Raw genomic sequence first — 15,458 nt, 5'->3', positions numbered from 1 at the left:
GGAATAGACAGTGAAGAGATTTGTCGGTAATTTTCAAATAAATTCAGCAACTTTATACCGGGCGCTACACATTCTCGCCGCCGGTGAACAGCACCCGCCAGCGGCGGCGATCCTGAATCAGCGTGCGGTGAAGCTGTTGCAGATCCGCAAGTGTCAGCGCCTCAATCTGCGCCGCATCCGGTTCTGCCAGGCCATTGTCAGCGCGTAAGCACGCCAGTGGCTGCTCCACTTCCCGGCTCAGAAGACGCGCTTTCAGTGCCGCCAGATCGTAACCCGCCAGCGTCTCGTTCAGTGACCGCAGGAAGTTGCGGCAGTAGCGCAGCAGTGACAGCGCGCTGTAATCGGGCGATTGCAGCGCAAACAGTACCCCATCTTCATCGGCACAGCGCATATAGCGGCTGCTCACCACATAACCGATAGGCTGCTCAACGCGATAGCGCTGGAAAAAGCGCGGCTCGTAGATCAGCGCCAGCGCGCGTAGCGCCGCCAGCTGTTCAGGTCGATGCAGCGGGATAAACAGCAGCAGAGCATTGTCCGCGCTGCCGTGTGGCAGGCGCGTCATACCGGTTTGCGTCGTCATGCGCTTTGGCGGCGTGTCAGGGTTAACCGGCAGCGACAGTGCGCTCAGCCGCCGGGCAATCAGTGAATGCAGTGCCGCGTTGCCGCCTTTCAGCGCCGCCCGCCAGCAATGTGGCGTAATGGTGGCGGCCAGCTGCCAGGGCAACTGCCGCAGCAGTGCACGGATCGCGATGCTTTCTCCCGAAGAAGGCTGCGCCGCCTCAACCGGCAGCGTCAGTGCGGCGACGATCTGGCTCAGCGCCCGGTCAGCCACTGCCTCATCCGGCGTCAGTTGTAGCGTCAGTTGCCACACGCCCTCCACCTCCTGCCAGCTGCCGTTGCCGCCCTGATGACGCAACGCGGCAAACAGCGGACGTAACCGCCGCCCCAGCGCTTCGCCTGTCGCTTCGGTGAACGTTGACCAGAACTCTGGTCGCAGGATCAGCGTCGCCTGCAGGTCGTCAGGCTGATGATGCGGCAATGCCACCGCCTGTGCGGGCAGCGGCTCAGACGTTAAGGCAGTCTCGAACGGGTAGAATGTGAAATGCGCCGGAGGTAGCGCCTCAGACGGGGCTGGCTGCCAGGCGGTCAGCGCAAGGCTGAATCCCTGCGTCTGAAGGGTTTCCTCAGCCGGGTGCGACGTGCAGAACAGCAGCGTGCCCGGCGCGTCGGTGAGACGCGCCAGCAGCGGCTGTAACGCAGGCACGGCTTCATCTGGCGCAAAGCCGATTGCGCGCTGGCGTAACTGCTCCATCGGTGACAGTGTCACAAATCGCTGCTGCGCCAGCTGGTGATAGTGTTGATGTTGTGGCTTATTCGTCTGGCGCAGTGCCTCCAGATAACGGTCGATCAAGACATTAACGGTTTCGGGTTGATGCGTTTCAACGCCCAGCGCCAGCCAGAGCGCGCCTCCCGCCTGATAGATCCACTTCAGCTCCAGCGACTCTGCCAGCCCCTGCTCACGAAGGGTAGCCAGCAGCGATCCGGGTGCTTCATCCAGCAGAAATTCACGCCATAACGTGACACCGTCACTGTTATCCAGTATCCAGCTGCGCCATAGCGCCCCAGGTGCGGTCTCTGCCAGCTGCCAGCAGGTATCGCTGGTCAGCTGCGGCGGTGGCAGATCCTGTCGCCACTGACCGGAGGGCAGCGCGGCAGCAACGTTACGCGCCAGCTGTTCCAGCTCATCCAGTGAGTGCGGCCCCTGCAGCCAGAGCCGCATATTGCTGGCGAAGTAGTAGCGCTGGTGGAACTGGCGCAGGGCCCGCTGTAGTGCAGAGAGCTCATCGCCAAAACTCGCCCGGCTGCCAATATGGAACCGGTGGAATTCCGCAGGTGACGCGGCGGCGTGCAGCAGTGCCGCTTCAATGCGTGACGGCTGATGACGCTGCAATAGCTGATATTCCGCATCAATCACCGCCACTTCCTGACCGATCGCCTGATTATCAAGCAGCGGATGGCAGACCATATCCTGCAGCCGCGCCAGCCCGTCAGCCAGCAGCGACGGCGTGACCTCAAAAAAGAACGCGCTGCGCCGGGCCAGCGTGGTGGCGTTAACCCTGCCACCCTGCGTCTGAATCCAGCTCATCAACCGGCCCTCATCAGGCCAGCCGGTGCTGCCGGTGAACAGCAGATGTTCCAGCAGATGCGCCAGTCCGGGCCAGCGATCGGGTTCGTCGTGACTCCCCGCGCCCACCTGAATCAGGGCGGCGGCCTGGCTGGCATCGGGCTGATGCACCAGTTCAACCGTCAGACCGTTTATCTCCAGGCAACGCGTTTTCATCAGAGGTTCCGTGTTTTATAGATCAGTTGTGAGTTGCTGCGGTTACGGAACTGCAGCTGACCAATTTTAATGTCGCTGCAATCCGCCTCACGCCGGGCGTCAAGGATTTTGCCGTGATGCGGTGATTTGCTGCAGACCGGATCGGTGTTGTCGGCATTGCCGGTCAGCATGTAAGCCTGACAGCGACAGCCGCCAAAATCTTTCTCTTTCTCATCACAGGAGCGGCATGGCTCTGGCATCCAGTCAAAACCGCGATAACGGTTGAAGCCGAATGAGTTATACCAGATATCGTCCAGACTTTGCGTCAGCACTGAGGGAAATTCTATCGGGAGCTGACGCGCACTGTGACACGGCAGCGCGGTGCCCTCTGGCGTAACGCTGAGGAAGATGGCGCCCCAGCCACCCATGCAGGGCTTAGGGCGCTCTTCGTAGTAGTCTGGCGTCACAAACAGCAGGTTGGTCAGATTGCCGGTGGTGCTCATCCGCTCGCGGTAGGTTTTCACCACCGCCTCTGCGCGGGCGATCTGCTCGCGGGTGGGCAGCAGGCCTTCGCGGTTGAGCTGCGCCCAGCCGTAGAACTGACAGGTCGCCAGTTCTACGTCATCCGCTTCCAGCTCAATGCAGAGGTCGATAATCCTGTCGATCTGGTCGATGTTATGGCGATGCAGTACAAAGTTCAGCACCATCGGATAGCCGTGGGCTTTAACCGCTTTCGCCATCTCCAGCTTCTGCTGAAACGCTTTTTTCGAACCGGCCAGCGCCGCATTCAGGGTTTCGTCACTCGCCTGGAAGCTGATCTGGATATGATCCAGACCCGCCTCGCTGAACGCATCCAGCTTCTTCTCCGTCAGGCCGATGCCCGAGGTGATCAGGTTGGTGTAGAAGCCGAGATCGCGCGCCGCCTTGATCAGCTCCGGCAGATCTTTACGGACCAGCGGCTCGCCGCCCGAGAATCCGAGCTGCACGCTGCCCATCGCCCGCGCCTGACGAAACACCTCAATCCACTGCTCGGTGGTCAGCTCCTTCTCCTGCTGGGCGAAATCCAGCGGGTTGGAGCAGTAGGGACACTGCAGCGGACAGCGATAGGTCAGCTCGGCCAGCAGCCAGAGCGGCGGATTCACGTCAGGTTTATGCGGGGTCACGGAACTGTATCCACTTCTGTTCATAGGCTGATTGCAGGAACTCTAAAACGTCTGCACCCACGCCGCCCGCTTCCGGAAAACGGCTATCCAGCGTTGCGATAATCGCGGCGATATCCTGCTTGCCATCCACCAGCTCAAGGATGGCGGCGGCGGTTTCGTTCAGCTTCGCCATGCCTTCGGGATAGAGCACCACATGGGTATCCTGGGCGGCTTCCCACTGCATGCGGTAGCCGCGACGAAACGCGGCAATCGAGTTTTCATTCATCTGTTATACCAGTCGGGTGGTGTGCCACGCCGCTTTATCAGTCACGGTGTGATAAGGCGGACGTTTCAGCTCGTATGCCATGGTCATGGCGTCCAGCATGCTCCATAAAATATCGAGCTTAAACTGCAAAATTTCCAGCATGCGGTTTTGCGTCTCAGCGGTGGTGAAATATTCCAGCGCCAGCGCCAGGCCATGTTCCACATCGCGGTTCGCCTGACCCAGGCGACTGCGGAAGTAGAAATAGCCCTCTTCTTTGATCCACGGATAGTGCTGCGGCCAGCTGTCGAGCCGTGACTGGTGGATCTGCGGTGCGAATAGCTCGGTGAGTGAGCTGCAGGCCGCCTCCTGCCAGTTGGCGCGGCGGGCAAAGTTAATATATGCATCCACCGCGAAGCGCACGCCCGGCAGCACATGCTGCTCTGAAAGTAGTTCTTCGCGCGTCAGCCCGACCGCCTCGCCCAGCCGCAGCCAGGCCTCAATGCCGCCCTCTTCGCCGTTGCTGCCGTCGTGGTCGAGGATGCGCTGCACCCACTTACGGCGGGTAGCCGGATCGGGGCAGTTGGCCATGATCGCCGCATCTTTCAGCGGAATGGTGGTCTGGTAATAGAAGCGATTCGCCACCCAGCCCTGAATCTGCTCGCGCGTTGCCTGACCGTTATGCATCGCGATGTGATACGGGTGATGGATATGGTAGTAAGCGCCTTTGTCGCGCAGGGCCTGTTCAAAAGCCTGCGGCGACAGCGTGTCAGTGATCTGCATGTTTTAGCCCTGAAGGTGGATCGCCATTCCGTCCCAGCTCACCTCTATTCCCTGCTCCGTCAGAAACTGACGCTGCGGTGACTGCTCGTTAAGGATCGGATTGGTGTTGTTAATGTGGATCAGAATTTTGCGTTTTGCCGGCAGCGACGCCAGCAGTGCCATCAGCCCCTGCTCTTCCGCCAGCGCCAGATGGCCCATCGCCTTGCCGGTGTTATGACCCACGCCAGTAGTCAGCAGCTCATCATCCTGCCAGACGGTACCATCAATCAGCAGGCAATCCGCTTTTTGCAGCCACGGCAGGATCACCGCATCCGGCTCGCCCAGGCCTGGCGCGTAGAGCAGCGTCTGGCCATTCGCGCGGTTTTCAATAAACAGCGCCACGTTATGGCCCGGCAGCGGCCGGTCGCGATACGGCGAGTAAGGCGGTGCATTACTGATAATCGGAATTGCGGTGAACTGAAGATCATCACAGACATCGACGCTGAACGGCGTCAGTGGCGCAATGGGACGGTGCTGTAAGCCGCCATTCCAGTGGGTGAGCATAGGAAAGATCGGGAAGCCGGTGCTGAGGTCACCATGCACTTCCGGCGTGCACCACACCTGATGCGGACAGCCCTCACGCAGGCTCAGCAGCCCGGTGGTGTGATCGATCTGGCTGTCGGTAAGGATAATCGCGCCGATCGCCGTGCCGCGTAACACCCCTTTGCGGGTCAGTTCTGGTGTATGCAGGATCTGCTGGCTGATGTCGGGTGAAGCGTTGCATAACACCCAATCTTCGCCGTTATCGCTGAGGATAATCGACGATTGCGTGCGTGCCTGGGCCTGAATCGTGCCGTTACGCACGCCGTGGCAGTTGGCGCAGTTACAGTTCCACTGCGGAAACCCGCCGCCCGCGGCTGAACCGAGGATTTTGATAAACATAGAGGAAAACCAGAAGTTGAAAAAAAATGCCCGCTCAGAGGGCGGGCAGAACGATTAACGGTTGGAGATGTAGAGAGTCACTTCCAGACCGAGACGCATATCAACGAAAGTTGGTTTTTTCCACATGAGTTACTTCCTCTTGGTTAACAGTAAATGAGCTGCCTGAAATCAGTGTGACCGGCATTGAATGAGACCGCCGTCACAATTTCCAGGCAGATGTTGCGCCAATGGCGCGTCGGGATCAAGCCCGGAACATCAGGAAATTGTTATCACAGCCCGGTCAGATGTAAAACCCGCTGCCAGTTTCCCCATGCCAGTTTCTCTGTCAGTGTCTGATCATAGCCCGCTTCCTGAAAAGCGGCGAGCAATCGCGGCAATCCGCTGACATCGCCCAGCGCAGCAGGTGGGGTAATCCCGTCGAAATCAGAGCCAAAGGCTACATGGTCGCTGCCCATTATCTTCAACAAGTGATCACAATGCTTAACAATTTCTGTTAATGGCGTGTCAGCGTCGCGTTTACCGTCGGCGCGCAGAAAAGCGTTGCCGAAATTAATGCCGACCAGACCGCCGCTGTCGCGGATTGCCACCAGCTGGTCATCCGTCAGATTACGCGGCTGCGGACAGAGAGCATGCGCGTTGGAGTGGCTGGCGACCAGCGGCGCGCTGGAGAGCCGGGCGGTGTCCCAAAAGGCTTTTGCATTCATATGCGACACGTCAATCATCATCTTCAGGTCACTCGCCTGCTGAATCAGCCTCTCTCCGGCGCGGGTCAGGCCTGGCCCGGTGTCGGGCGAGCCAGGAAAGGTGCCGCTAACGCCTTCACCAAAGCGGCTGGCCAGATTCCAGAATGGCCCGATGCTGCGCACCCCCGCCTGCCAGAAGGCGTGCAGTTGCTCACCCTCCTCATCCAGCGCATCAGCACCTTCGATGTGTGCCACCATCGCCAGTACGCCTGCGGCGCGGCAGGCGGCGATCTCGTCATGGCTGCGGCAGAGTCGCGCCTGCCCGCCTGACGCATCAGCCAGCTGCTGCAGGATCTCAAGCTGTTGCCACATGATCTGAAGCGGTTGAAACGGCTCGTCGGCACGTGCCGGAACGGTGCGGGCAATGTACTCCTGCGGAGGCACAAAGATTGCAAAAAGCCCGCCGCCGAGCCCGCCCTGCTGAATGCGCGGAAAATCGAGGTGGCCCCGTTCAATCCCCTGATAAAACGCCTGCGCGGGCGCATCACGATGATGCAGCCAGAGATTAAGCAACAGATCGTTGTGACCGTCAAAAATCAGCATAAGAGTCCACCCAAATAAACAGGCGACCATGCTAACCCTGCCCGGCGGATTCACCAAACCAGAGCGCACGCAGGGTCATGCAGGTCATGCAGGTCATGCAGGTCATGCAGGTCATGCAGGTCATGCAGGTCATGCAGGTCATGCAGGTCATGCAGGGTATTGTCACTTTTGCGCGTCAGGTTGTCAGCCCTGCGCGCGCGGACCCGGAGGCGTGTCGGCAGACTGATAAAAAAACCACAGGAGACTCTTATGCTGACCCGACCCGCTGATAAATATCGTCCCTCCCCGCTGATCACCCTGCCCGATCGCCAGTGGCCCTCACGCCAGCTGACCCAGGCGCCGCGCTGGCTCTCCACCGATTTGCGTGACGGCAATCAGGCGCTGGCAGAACCGATGGATCGGGAACGCAAAATGGCCTTCTGGGATCTGCTGCTGCGCTGCGGGTTCCGGGAGATCGAGGTCGCCTTTCCCTCTGCGTCGCAGACGGATTTCGATTTCGTCCGCGACCTGATTGAGCAGCAGCGTATCCCGGAGGATGTGACGTTACAGGTGCTGACTCAGGCGCGTGAGGACCTGATTGCCCGCACGTTTGTGGCGCTGCAGGGTGTGCCGCGCGCCATCGTACATCTCTATAACGCCACCGCGCCGCTGTTTCGCGAGCGGGTATTTAAACAGAGCAAAGCGGAAATCGTGGCGCTGGCCACCGCTGGTGCACGGCAGATCCGCGCCGAATGCGAGGCGCAGCCGGAAACCCACTGGACCTTTGAATATTCGCCAGAGACCTTCTGCTTTACCGAGCCGGAGTTTGTGCTGGAGATCTGCGAGGCGGTAGCCGATGTCTGGCAACCGGACGCCCAGCGCCCGATGATCATTAACCTTCCTGCCACGGTAGAGGTGAATACCCCCAACGTTTATGCCGATCAGATTGAGTTTTTCTGCCGTCACTTCAGCCGCCGTGATGCCGTCTGCATCAGCGTGCATCCGCACAACGATCGCGGCACCGGCGTTGCCTGCGCAGAACTGGCGCTGCTGGCGGGCGCTGACCGGGTCGAGGGCTGTCTGTTTGGTAACGGTGAACGCACCGGCAATGTGGATCTGGTGACGCTGGCGCTGAATCTCTATACCCAGGGCGTTTCGCCCCAGCTCGATTTCAGCCAGATGCATGAGGTGATTGAAGTGGTAACCCGCTGCAACCAGCTGCCGGTTCATCCGCGCCATCCCTATGCGGGCGAGCTGGTCTTCACCGCCTTCTCTGGTTCTCATCAGGATGCAATTAAAAAAGGGTTTGCCATCCGCGCTCAGCAGCAGGAGACAGAGTGGCAGATGCCTTACCTGCCGCTGGACCCGGCCGACATTGGCTGTAGCTATGAGGCGGTGATCCGCGTTAACAGCCAGTCGGGAAAAAGCGGGGCCGCCTGGCTGCTGGAGCAGAATCACGGGTTACAAATGCCGCGAGCGCTGCAGCAGGATTTCAGCCGCTGTGTTCAGCAGGAGACTGACCGGCACGGCGGAGAGATGACGCACTACGCGCTGTGGCAGCTCTTCTGCCGCCAGTATGGCGTCACGCAGCCCGCGGTGGCCTTACAGCGGGCTGACAGCCAGAGTGACAGCGGCGGGCAGACGCAGATTAGCGCCAGCGTGGTGTATCAGACGCAATCGCTGATGCTGACCGGCAGCGGCAACGGCTGGCTGTCGGCGGCGGTCAATGCCCTGCGCAGCGCGTTTGATCTGCATCTGACCATTGAGGACTATCACGAGCATACGCTGGGACGACGCAGTGACAGCCGCTCGGTGGCCTATATCAGTTGCGTGGATGCCCGTGGCGCGCGAGCCTGGGGAGTAAGTATCGACAATGACACCGCGCGCGCAGCCCTGCAGGCGCTGCTCAGCGCGGCAGGCCAGTTTCTGCAGGCGGAAAGTAGTCAGTCGGAGAGACGCCCAGCAGACGACGAAACATCGCACTAAACGCGCTGGGGCTTTCATAGCCCAGTTCCAGCGCCACCCGCAGCACGGAGTCGCCCTGAGCCAGTCGCGTCAGGGCGATAGCCAGTCGGGCGCGCCGCACCCAGTCGCTGAACTGCAGGCCGGTTTCGCGCATAAAATGGCGGGCAAGAGTGCGGCCCGAGACATTCAGGTGGGCACTGGCCCGCAGCAGCGTCCAGCTCTCACCGGGCGTCTGCTGAATCAGCTCGCACAACGCCTGTAAACGGGGACTGTCGGGCGTTGGCAGCGCAAAGGGCAGCACATCCATGCCCCGAATCTCATCCAGAATTAACTCCATCACCCGCTCGGCCCGACTGCCTGCGGCGTAACGCTCTGGCAGGCTCAGCGCCGTGACAATCAGCTCGCGCAGCAGCGGTGAGATTTGCACCACCTGACAACTGGCGGGCAGATCGGCGCGCGCCAGCGGATCGATAAACAGCGTGCGCGCCGCCACACTGCCGGTAATCTGCAGCGCATGACGGGTAAATGCGGGCAGCCAGACGCCGCGACTCGGCGGCACAATCCAGCTGCCATACTCCGTCTCTACCCGTACCACGCCGCTAAGGGTGTGGATCAGCTGGGCACAGGCGTGCTGGTGCCAGGGTTCGCTGGCACCGTGCAGGTAATCGTGCGCCAGCGGCACCAGCGGACGCGTGCTGAAGTCAAAATGCTGCTGACTCATTGCGCTTTCAGGTAGCGGTAGATCACCGCCAGATCCTCTTCACCGTGTCCGGCCTCCACCGCCTGCTGCCAGAGTTGTGCGATATTCTCCAGCGCCGGCAGCGGCGTCTCTGCGGCATCCAGCGCCAGGCGGGCATCTTTCAGCGCCCAGACCAGATGCATCTGCGGCGTGAAGTCTTCGCTGGCGATCATCCCGAGCTTCATTTTCGCATACGGTGCGGCCAGCGGACCGCCCTCCAGCACCTGCCAGAGATCGTCGGTGGAAAAGCCGAACTGCTCTGCCAGCCGGGTACTCTCCGCCAGGCTTTGCATCATGCCAATCAGCCAGCTGTTGATCACCAGCTTCATCCGGGTGCTTTTTCCCGCCTCGCCCAGCCACTGAGTGCCTTTACTGATGGCAGCAAATACCGCTTCTGCGGCCTGCGCCCGGCTCTGATCGCCGCTGGCCAGCACCAGAATCTGCGCATTCTCTGCTGGTGCTTTGGTGCCGGAGACTGGCGCATCGATCAGTAACAAATCGGGGCGTTTTTCTGCGAAAAAGGCGATCAGCGCGTCGGTTTTTTCTACGCCGATGGTGCCCATCTGGCAGAGCGTCGCGCCCTGCTTAAACGCCTCTTTGACCTGATGCAGCACCTGCTCAGTGGTGTCGCCATCAGACAGCATGGCGATCACGACATCTGCTTCACGCACCGCCTCAGCTGGCGAGTCAGCCAGCTGCAAACCCGCATCCAGCAGATCTTCGCCGCGCGCGCGGGTGCGGTTCCAGCCATGAACGTGAAAGCCTTTTTTCAGCAGGTTTGCGGCAAATGCGTGCCCCATTGCGCCTAATCCCAGAACCGCCACTTCAGGTTGTTTCATGCTGACTCCCGTGAGTTTTTTTGTCTGCATCCGGGTGAATCGGACGCCATATCACTGCAAAAGATGGATTCCAGCCTGGCGGTAAACAGAGAAAAAATCCAGCCCGAAACGATGTACCCCAGCGCATCAAACCCTTACCATATGCGGAAATTGTTCCACCTGGTTCATATCCTCTCTTTTTTCAGGCCACATATAATGAAAATAATCTCTCTGCGCCAGGCGACGCTGTTGATGTTGCCTGCCATTTTGCCACTGCCGCTGCTGGCGGCGGATAATGACAATACCCTGGTCGTCACGGCTGCACCGCCGGAAACGGGCCTTAACGAACTTGATACGCCTGCGGCCCTGAGCGTGGTCAGTGGTGACGATATGCGCCAGGCAGCGCCGCGCGTTAACCTGTCGGAAAACCTCAGCAGCGTGCCGGGTCTGCAGATCCAGAACCGCCAGAATTACGCACAGGACCTGCAGCTGTCGATGCGTGGCTTTGGCTCCCGCTCAACCTACGGCGTACGCGGTCTGCGCATCTATGTGGATGGCATCCCGGCCACCATGCCGGATGGTCAGGCGCAGACCTCCAATATCGATATCGGCTCGATTGATCATGTTGAGGTACTGCGCGGCCCGTTTTCTGCGCTGTATGGCAACGCTTCGGGTGGCGTAATCAATGTCACTACCCAGCAAGGACAACAGCCGACCACGCTTGAAGCCAGCAGCTGGTATGGCAGTTACGGCAGCTGGCGCAACAGCGTGAAAGCCAGCGGTGCGACCGGTGACGGCAGCCATGCCGGGGATGTTAACTACACCGTCTCCGCCTCAAGCTTCACCACTCACGGCTATCGTGATCACAGCGCTGCGCAGAAGAACCTCGGCAACGCCCGACTGGGCGTGCGTATTGATGATGTCAGCACCCTGACGCTGCTGTTTAACAGCGTTCACATTGACGCGCAGGATCCCGGCGGCTTAACCGAGACGCAGTGGCGTGAGAATCCACGTCAGGTGGTCAGCAACGTCCCGCTTTATAACACCCGTAAGACTGTCGATCAGACTCAGGGCGGCCTGCGTTATCAGCGCCAGATGAGTGAAAATGACGACCTCAGCGTGATGCTCTATGCGGGCATGCGCGAAACTACCCAGTTCCAGTCGATCCCCGCAGCCGTGCAGCGCAACCCGTCTCATCCCGGTGGCGTGATCGCCCTGACCCGCCACTATCAGGGCGTCGATACCCGCTGGACCCATCGCGACACGCTGCTGTCTATTCCGGTGGCGCTGACCGGCGGACTCGACTACGAAACCATGACCGAGCGCCGCAAGGGCTATGAAAACTTCACGGTCAGCAACGGGGTGACGCAACTGGGCGAACAGGGCAATCTTCGCCGCAACGAGCGCAACCTGATGTGGACGCTCGATCCCTATCTGCAGACCGCCTGGCAACTGACCGATAAGCTGTCGCTGGATGCGGGTGTGCGGTTCAGCACCGTTAACTTTGACTCTAATGACTTCTATATTCAGCCTGGTAACGGCGACGACAGCGGTGATGCGCGCTATCACAAATGGCTGCCCGCTGCGGCACTGAAGTATGCCTTTGACCCAGGCTGGAACGCGTGGATCTCCGCCGGTCGCGGCTTTGAAACCCCGACCATTAATGAGCTCTCTTACCGTTCAGACGGCGCGACCGGTCTGAATCTGGGGCTGAAACCGGCCACCAGCGATACGCTGGAGATTGGTAGTAAGAAACGCATCGGCAATGGCTTGATCAGCGCGGCGTTGTTCCAGACCGATACCCAGGATGAGATTGTGGCGGATGCCAGCAGTGGCGGACGCACTACCTATAAAAATGCCGGTCAGACCCGCCGTCGCGGTCTGGAGTTAAGCCTGGATCAGCAGTTTGCCTGGGACTGGCGGCTGAAGATGGCCTACACCCTGCTGGATGCGCGCTATCGCACTAACGCCTGCGGCAGCGACAGCTGTGACGGCAACCGCATTCCTGGTATTGCCCGTAACATGGCTTACGCCGGACTCGGTTATCTGCCGGAACAGGGCTTTTATGCAGGCAGTGAGGTGCGTTATCTGAGCCAGATCGCCGCTGAAGATCAGAATAGCGTGAACACCCCGTCCTACACAGTGGCAGCAGTAAACAGTGGCTATAAGTGGCTGGTTGAGAACTGGACGCTGGATCTGTTTGGCCGGGTCGATAACCTGTTTGATCGGCACTATGTGGGTTCAGTGATTGTGAATGAGAGTAATGGTCGCTATTTCGAATCCGCGCCGGGCCGCAATTACAGCGTCGGTTTAACGCTGGGTTACGCCTTCCGCTAAAACAATTCGGGCCACCGTCGCGGTGGCCCGGATCTTCCCTTCACACGCGAATCAGGCGCGCGAATTGAATTTCTTTTAAGGATTGATTGTTATGGACAACGAGCTACAAATTGCAATGTCTCCGGTACATCTTGCTGCGGTGCTTTCCGATAAGTCAGTTACTGAATCCGAGGGAATGAGCAACCGTCTTATGGGTGGTCTTGACCTGCTCATGGGTAGTCTGGAGTTGGCTGGTGCAACCGCATTGTGTATGGCTCCCGAACCCACCGGGATAACCAAGGCAGCATGTATTGTCGTTGGTGCTCACAGTATGGATAGCATTAATGCTGCAGCTAACCGGGTGCTGACCGGCCAGAATACCCGAACTGCCACCTACCAGACGGCTGTTGCTCTCGCAAAGAAATTTGGCGCTGACGACACAGCAGCATGGAATATCGGTCTGGCCATAGATGTGGGTGTTCCAGCTGCCTTTGGACTTACTGTTAGTGCAGCCCGTGTTGTATACGTCCGGGCGGGTACGTTTAAAATTGCTGAGCATGAGGCTGTCAGCTCAGTAAGGGCTGGCGGCCACACCATTGCTAAGCACGTCGTAATTTCTGATAATGATTTACTCGCCAGGCTGGCCCTCAGCCCAAATATGCACTCAGTATCATCATATTATTCAGTTCAGATTGCAGAAAAAGCGATCAGCTCAGCCCTGAAAGCTAACCGACTACGGATCATTCATTGGGCGAACTGGGGGAATAACGCCAGTCCTCTGGAACTGGTATATCGTAGCAGGGCTGCTGTAGGTTATGGATTAAGGCAGGGTAAAGCGGCAAAAGAAACCTGTTACGCTGTGCGAGTGGTGCTGCTTAAGCAAACTTATAACGGGAAACCTTACTATGTTCTCACGTCTTATCCGTGGATGGGGTGATAAACCCGAGAAACAATACCCGGCGCTAACCGGCATGTTAAGAGTGTTTTTAAGCTGCCACCATGACGACTTTGGCAATACCCTCGAAGAAATGCTTCAGAGCTATATTGATCATGACATGCCTGTTATCGAAGCGCGGAATGAAATAAACATCCTGCTTCAGAATGAGGATGATGATTTGAATGTCATTATGTCAGCGATTGCTGGTGAAGAGTTTCGTCCGGCCCCCTGGGGAGAAACATGGCGCAGTTTTTTGATAAGAGCTGTGGCTGCCCTCAACGGGCCACCGTCGCGGTGGCCCGACGCTTAACGTCACACGCCAATCATGCGCGCGAATTCAGCTGCGCCTTAATATCCTCACAGCTGCCGGTTTCACCCAGGCGCGGGAAGATCAGGTTCACGCTATTGTTGTGCGTATCCAGGTTGAGATCGGTCATCGCATCGGTCGCCAGCGTGACGTTGTAACCCAGCTCATACGCCTGTCGTGCGGTGGATTCCACGCCGATACTGGTCGCGATACCACAAATCACTACCTGAGTAATGCCGCGCTTTTGCAGCTCATCGTGCAACGCCGTGGCGTGAAACGCACCCCAGGTTTTCTTGGTGACCGTAAGGTCATTTTGCTGTGGGGTCATCGCCGGAACCAGCGTGGCCCAGTCGGCGGGCAATTCGCCGCTGTGACGTGCCTGCTCATTGCGGCCCGGCGCCCCACCAGCCACGTTAACCAGCACAACCGGCAGATCGTGCGCGCGAAACGCCTCAGCCAGTCCGGCACAGCGTTCGATCACCGGCTGCGGTTCATGAACCAGCGGCAGCGCCACAATGCCATGTTGCAGGTCGATAACAATCAGCGCAGTTTTTGCATCAAGTGTGGTTACAGCCATGTCGAATCCTCAGATTTAATAGTCAGTGAGTCGTTGCAGCAGAGGGAGAACGTCGGTCAGTTGCTGCTGTTCTGCCGGACTCAGTCGCGCTTCCAGCGTCCGGACCAGCCAGTCATCGCGCATCGCGCGACTCGACGTAATCACCGCCAGGCTGGACGTCGTGGGAAGATAGCGGGTTTTACGGCCATCATGGGGATCCGGCTCGCCCGTCACCAGTTCCGCCGCCAGTAACCCGGCGACGGTCGCGCCCATTGACTGGGTGCGTACGCCCTCGGCCGCCGCCAGTTGCGTTACCGTCATCGCCCCATCGCGAACCAGATGACCCAGCACCGCGACCTGCGACCAGGTTAATTCGCCAGGCGGTGCTGACTCGCGCAACCGGCGGCCCAGCTTGCCCACCAGCATGCGCAGCATTGCAGCGGATTCAGTCAGATCGCTCATTACCCGTCTCCATCGATAAGCGAAAGTATAAAGATACGAAGGTAACCTGTGTAGTTTGCTCAGGTATCAATTTGTAACGTCCGGGCGCTGCAGATAGTGGATCAGACTGTGGAAGCGCAGGGGCGTGCTGAGCGGGTTACGGTAGCTGTGCAGCACATCGGCCCTGAACTGGAACGCCTCCCCGGCGAGCAGACGTCGCCAGAGATCCCCGACGCCCAGCAATAGTTCGCCCTCGATGATCACCACCTGCTCCACACAGCCCGCTTCATGGGGCGAAGAATGACTCTGCGCGCCCGCTGCCAGCTCCACCGCCAGCAGATCAAAACGCAGTTGCGGATCGTAAGGCAGCAGCGACCGTACCGACATGTCGGCATTGGGCTGACTGAATGCAGGCGCGGCGCCTGAAGGCAACACGCTGCCGTCGATAAAAAAGGAAAAGGGAACGTTGAAACCGGTGGCAATCTTCCACAGCGTCGCCACGGTGGGACTCGATTCACCGCGCTCAATCTGGCCCAGCATCGCTTTACTGACGCCGGTTCGCTCCGCCGTCAGCGTCAGGCTCCAGCCATTGGCCTGCCGCAACTGTCTGAGCGCGCTGCTCAGGTGTTGCTGAAAATCCGCCATTTTTTCTCCTGCTTTCTCGTCATCCTGGTGAGTGACGTTAT

Annotated in this window: 16 protein-coding genes; 4 read left to right on the top strand and 12 right to left on the bottom strand. The window is 59.1% G+C overall.

Going from position 1 to position 15,458, the window contains the following annotated elements:
• Nucleotides 1-64: 64 nt before the first annotated feature.
• From pqqF to HFD94_RS07270, 7 genes are all read right to left on the bottom strand, one after another.
• Nucleotides 65-2,341 carry a pyrroloquinoline quinone biosynthesis protein PqqF gene (pqqF, locus tag HFD94_RS07300; RefSeq protein WP_167432952.1) on the bottom strand — a complete coding sequence of 759 codons (2,277 nt, stop codon included), beginning with the start codon at nt 2,339-2,341 and terminating at the stop codon, nt 65-67.
• On the bottom strand, nt 2,341-3,507 hold the full coding sequence (pqqE, locus tag HFD94_RS07295) for a pyrroloquinoline quinone biosynthesis protein PqqE (RefSeq protein WP_161939645.1): 1,167 nt from the start codon (nt 3,505-3,507) through the stop codon (nt 2,341-2,343). Before pqqE ends, pqqF begins: the two co-directional genes overlap by 1 nt.
• Nucleotides 3,470-3,748, bottom strand: coding sequence for a pyrroloquinoline quinone biosynthesis peptide chaperone PqqD (gene pqqD, locus HFD94_RS07290; protein WP_010245072.1), 279 nt, complete (start codon nt 3,746-3,748; stop codon nt 3,470-3,472). Before pqqD ends, pqqE begins: the two co-directional genes overlap by 38 nt.
• Nucleotides 3,749-3,751: 3 nt before the next feature.
• On the bottom strand, nt 3,752-4,507 hold the full coding sequence (gene pqqC / locus HFD94_RS07285; RefSeq protein ID WP_010245074.1) for a pyrroloquinoline-quinone synthase PqqC: 756 nt from the start codon (nt 4,505-4,507) through the stop codon (nt 3,752-3,754).
• Between the two features lie 3 nt (nt 4,508-4,510).
• Nucleotides 4,511-5,428, bottom strand: a complete 918-nt coding sequence (gene pqqB / locus HFD94_RS07280) for a pyrroloquinoline quinone biosynthesis protein PqqB (protein ID WP_061901461.1) — start codon at nt 5,426-5,428, stop codon at nt 4,511-4,513.
• A 54-nt stretch (nt 5,429-5,482) separates the two neighbouring features.
• Nucleotides 5,483-5,554 carry a pyrroloquinoline quinone precursor peptide PqqA gene (gene pqqA, locus HFD94_RS07275; protein ID WP_010245082.1) on the bottom strand — a complete coding sequence of 24 codons (72 nt, stop codon included), beginning with the start codon at nt 5,552-5,554 and terminating at the stop codon, nt 5,483-5,485.
• Nucleotides 5,555-5,697: 143 nt separating this feature from the next.
• The gene (locus HFD94_RS07270) at nt 5,698-6,714 is read right to left on the bottom strand and encodes a dipeptidase (RefSeq protein WP_132498593.1); all 1,017 of its coding nucleotides are present in this window, start codon (nt 6,712-6,714) and stop codon (nt 5,698-5,700) included.
• A gap of 249 nt (nt 6,715-6,963) precedes the next feature.
• Here HFD94_RS07270 and leuA point away from each other — a divergent pair, with 249 nt between their 5' ends.
• Nucleotides 6,964-8,679 carry a 2-isopropylmalate synthase gene (gene leuA, locus HFD94_RS07265; protein WP_167432951.1) on the top strand — a complete coding sequence of 572 codons (1,716 nt, stop codon included), beginning with the start codon at nt 6,964-6,966 and terminating at the stop codon, nt 8,677-8,679.
• On the opposite strand, the gene HFD94_RS07260 is transcribed toward leuA, so the two are convergent.
• Entirely contained in the window at nt 8,600-9,379 is a 780-nt protein-coding gene (locus tag HFD94_RS07260; RefSeq protein WP_010245094.1) for a helix-turn-helix domain-containing protein, read from the bottom strand. The two genes, leuA and HFD94_RS07260, sit on opposite strands and share 80 nt — an antisense overlap.
• Nucleotides 9,376-10,266, bottom strand: coding sequence for an NAD(P)-dependent oxidoreductase (locus HFD94_RS07255; RefSeq protein WP_074399355.1), 891 nt, complete (start codon nt 10,264-10,266; stop codon nt 9,376-9,378). The genes HFD94_RS07260 and HFD94_RS07255 overlap by 4 nt, the downstream gene beginning before the upstream one ends.
• A gap of 165 nt (nt 10,267-10,431) precedes the next feature.
• Between HFD94_RS07255 and pqqU the strand changes: the two genes are divergently transcribed.
• The 3 genes from pqqU (at nt 10,432) to HFD94_RS07240 (ending at nt 13,778) form a co-directional block, all read left to right on the top strand.
• Nucleotides 10,432-12,552 carry a TonB-dependent receptor PqqU gene (pqqU, locus tag HFD94_RS07250; protein ID WP_181955350.1) on the top strand — a complete coding sequence of 707 codons (2,121 nt, stop codon included), beginning with the start codon at nt 10,432-10,434 and terminating at the stop codon, nt 12,550-12,552.
• 91 nt (nt 12,553-12,643) lie between these two features.
• Entirely contained in the window at nt 12,644-13,468 is an 825-nt protein-coding gene (locus tag HFD94_RS07245) for an RNase A-like domain-containing protein (RefSeq protein WP_122888902.1), read from the top strand.
• A complete protein-coding gene (locus tag HFD94_RS07240) occupies nt 13,437-13,778 on the top strand; it encodes a contact-dependent growth inhibition system immunity protein (RefSeq protein ID WP_010670106.1) in 342 nt (113 codons plus the stop codon). The genes HFD94_RS07245 and HFD94_RS07240 overlap by 32 nt, the downstream gene beginning before the upstream one ends.
• 13 nt (nt 13,779-13,791) lie before the next feature.
• Here the strand turns inward: HFD94_RS07240 and HFD94_RS07235 are convergent, their stop codons facing one another.
• From HFD94_RS07235 to HFD94_RS07225, 3 genes are all read right to left on the bottom strand, one after another.
• A complete protein-coding gene (locus HFD94_RS07235) occupies nt 13,792-14,352 on the bottom strand; it encodes an isochorismatase family protein (RefSeq protein WP_010245270.1) in 561 nt (186 codons plus the stop codon).
• A 15-nt stretch (nt 14,353-14,367) separates the two neighbouring features.
• A complete protein-coding gene (locus HFD94_RS07230) occupies nt 14,368-14,793 on the bottom strand; it encodes a MarR family winged helix-turn-helix transcriptional regulator (protein WP_010245273.1) in 426 nt (141 codons plus the stop codon).
• Nucleotides 14,794-14,859: 66 nt separating this feature from the next.
• Nucleotides 14,860-15,417 (bottom strand): helix-turn-helix domain-containing protein, encoded by a 558-nt coding sequence (locus HFD94_RS07225; RefSeq protein WP_122888903.1) that lies wholly within the window; start codon nt 15,415-15,417, stop codon nt 14,860-14,862.
• Nucleotides 15,418-15,458 lie beyond the last annotated feature (41 nt).

Source organism: Pantoea sp. EKM20T (genome assembly GCF_011800485.1).
Taxonomy (GTDB): Bacteria; Pseudomonadota; Gammaproteobacteria; order Enterobacterales; family Enterobacteriaceae; genus Pantoea; species Pantoea agglomerans.
The sequence above is the reverse complement of the archived record's forward strand: the minus strand, read 5'-3'. Positions and strand labels throughout refer to the sequence as shown.

Excerpts from the sequence above, each read along its gene's own strand:
- pqqD (WP_010245072.1), bottom strand. The coding sequence starts at position 3,748 with ATGAATGAAAACTCGATTGCCGCGTTTCGTCGCGGCTACCGCATGCAG.
- HFD94_RS07270 (WP_132498593.1), bottom strand. The coding sequence starts at position 6,714 with ATGCTGATTTTTGACGGTCACAACGATCTGTTGCTTAATCTCTGGCTG.
- HFD94_RS07255 (WP_074399355.1), bottom strand. The coding sequence starts at position 10,266 with ATGCAGACAAAAAAACTCACGGGAGTCAGCATGAAACAACCTGAAGTG.
- HFD94_RS07245 (WP_122888902.1), top strand. The coding sequence starts at position 12,644 with ATGGACAACGAGCTACAAATTGCAATGTCTCCGGTACATCTTGCTGCG.
- pqqF (WP_167432952.1), bottom strand. The coding sequence starts at position 2,341 with ATGAAAACGCGTTGCCTGGAGATAAACGGTCTGACGGTTGAACTGGTG.
- HFD94_RS07225 (WP_122888903.1), bottom strand. The coding sequence starts at position 15,417 with ATGGCGGATTTTCAGCAACACCTGAGCAGCGCGCTCAGACAGTTGCGG.
- pqqB (WP_061901461.1), bottom strand. The coding sequence starts at position 5,428 with ATGTTTATCAAAATCCTCGGTTCAGCCGCGGGCGGCGGGTTTCCGCAG.
- HFD94_RS07230 (WP_010245273.1), bottom strand. The coding sequence starts at position 14,793 with ATGAGCGATCTGACTGAATCCGCTGCAATGCTGCGCATGCTGGTGGGC.
- pqqC (WP_010245074.1), bottom strand. The coding sequence starts at position 4,507 with ATGCAGATCACTGACACGCTGTCGCCGCAGGCTTTTGAACAGGCCCTG.
- pqqE (WP_161939645.1), bottom strand. The coding sequence starts at position 3,507 with ATGAACAGAAGTGGATACAGTTCCGTGACCCCGCATAAACCTGACGTG.
- HFD94_RS07260 (WP_010245094.1), bottom strand. The coding sequence starts at position 9,379 with ATGAGTCAGCAGCATTTTGACTTCAGCACGCGTCCGCTGGTGCCGCTG.
- leuA (WP_167432951.1), top strand. The coding sequence starts at position 6,964 with ATGCTGACCCGACCCGCTGATAAATATCGTCCCTCCCCGCTGATCACC.
- HFD94_RS07235 (WP_010245270.1), bottom strand. The coding sequence starts at position 14,352 with ATGGCTGTAACCACACTTGATGCAAAAACTGCGCTGATTGTTATCGAC.
- HFD94_RS07240 (WP_010670106.1), top strand. The coding sequence starts at position 13,437 with ATGTTCTCACGTCTTATCCGTGGATGGGGTGATAAACCCGAGAAACAA.
- pqqU (WP_181955350.1), top strand. The coding sequence starts at position 10,432 with ATGAAAATAATCTCTCTGCGCCAGGCGACGCTGTTGATGTTGCCTGCC.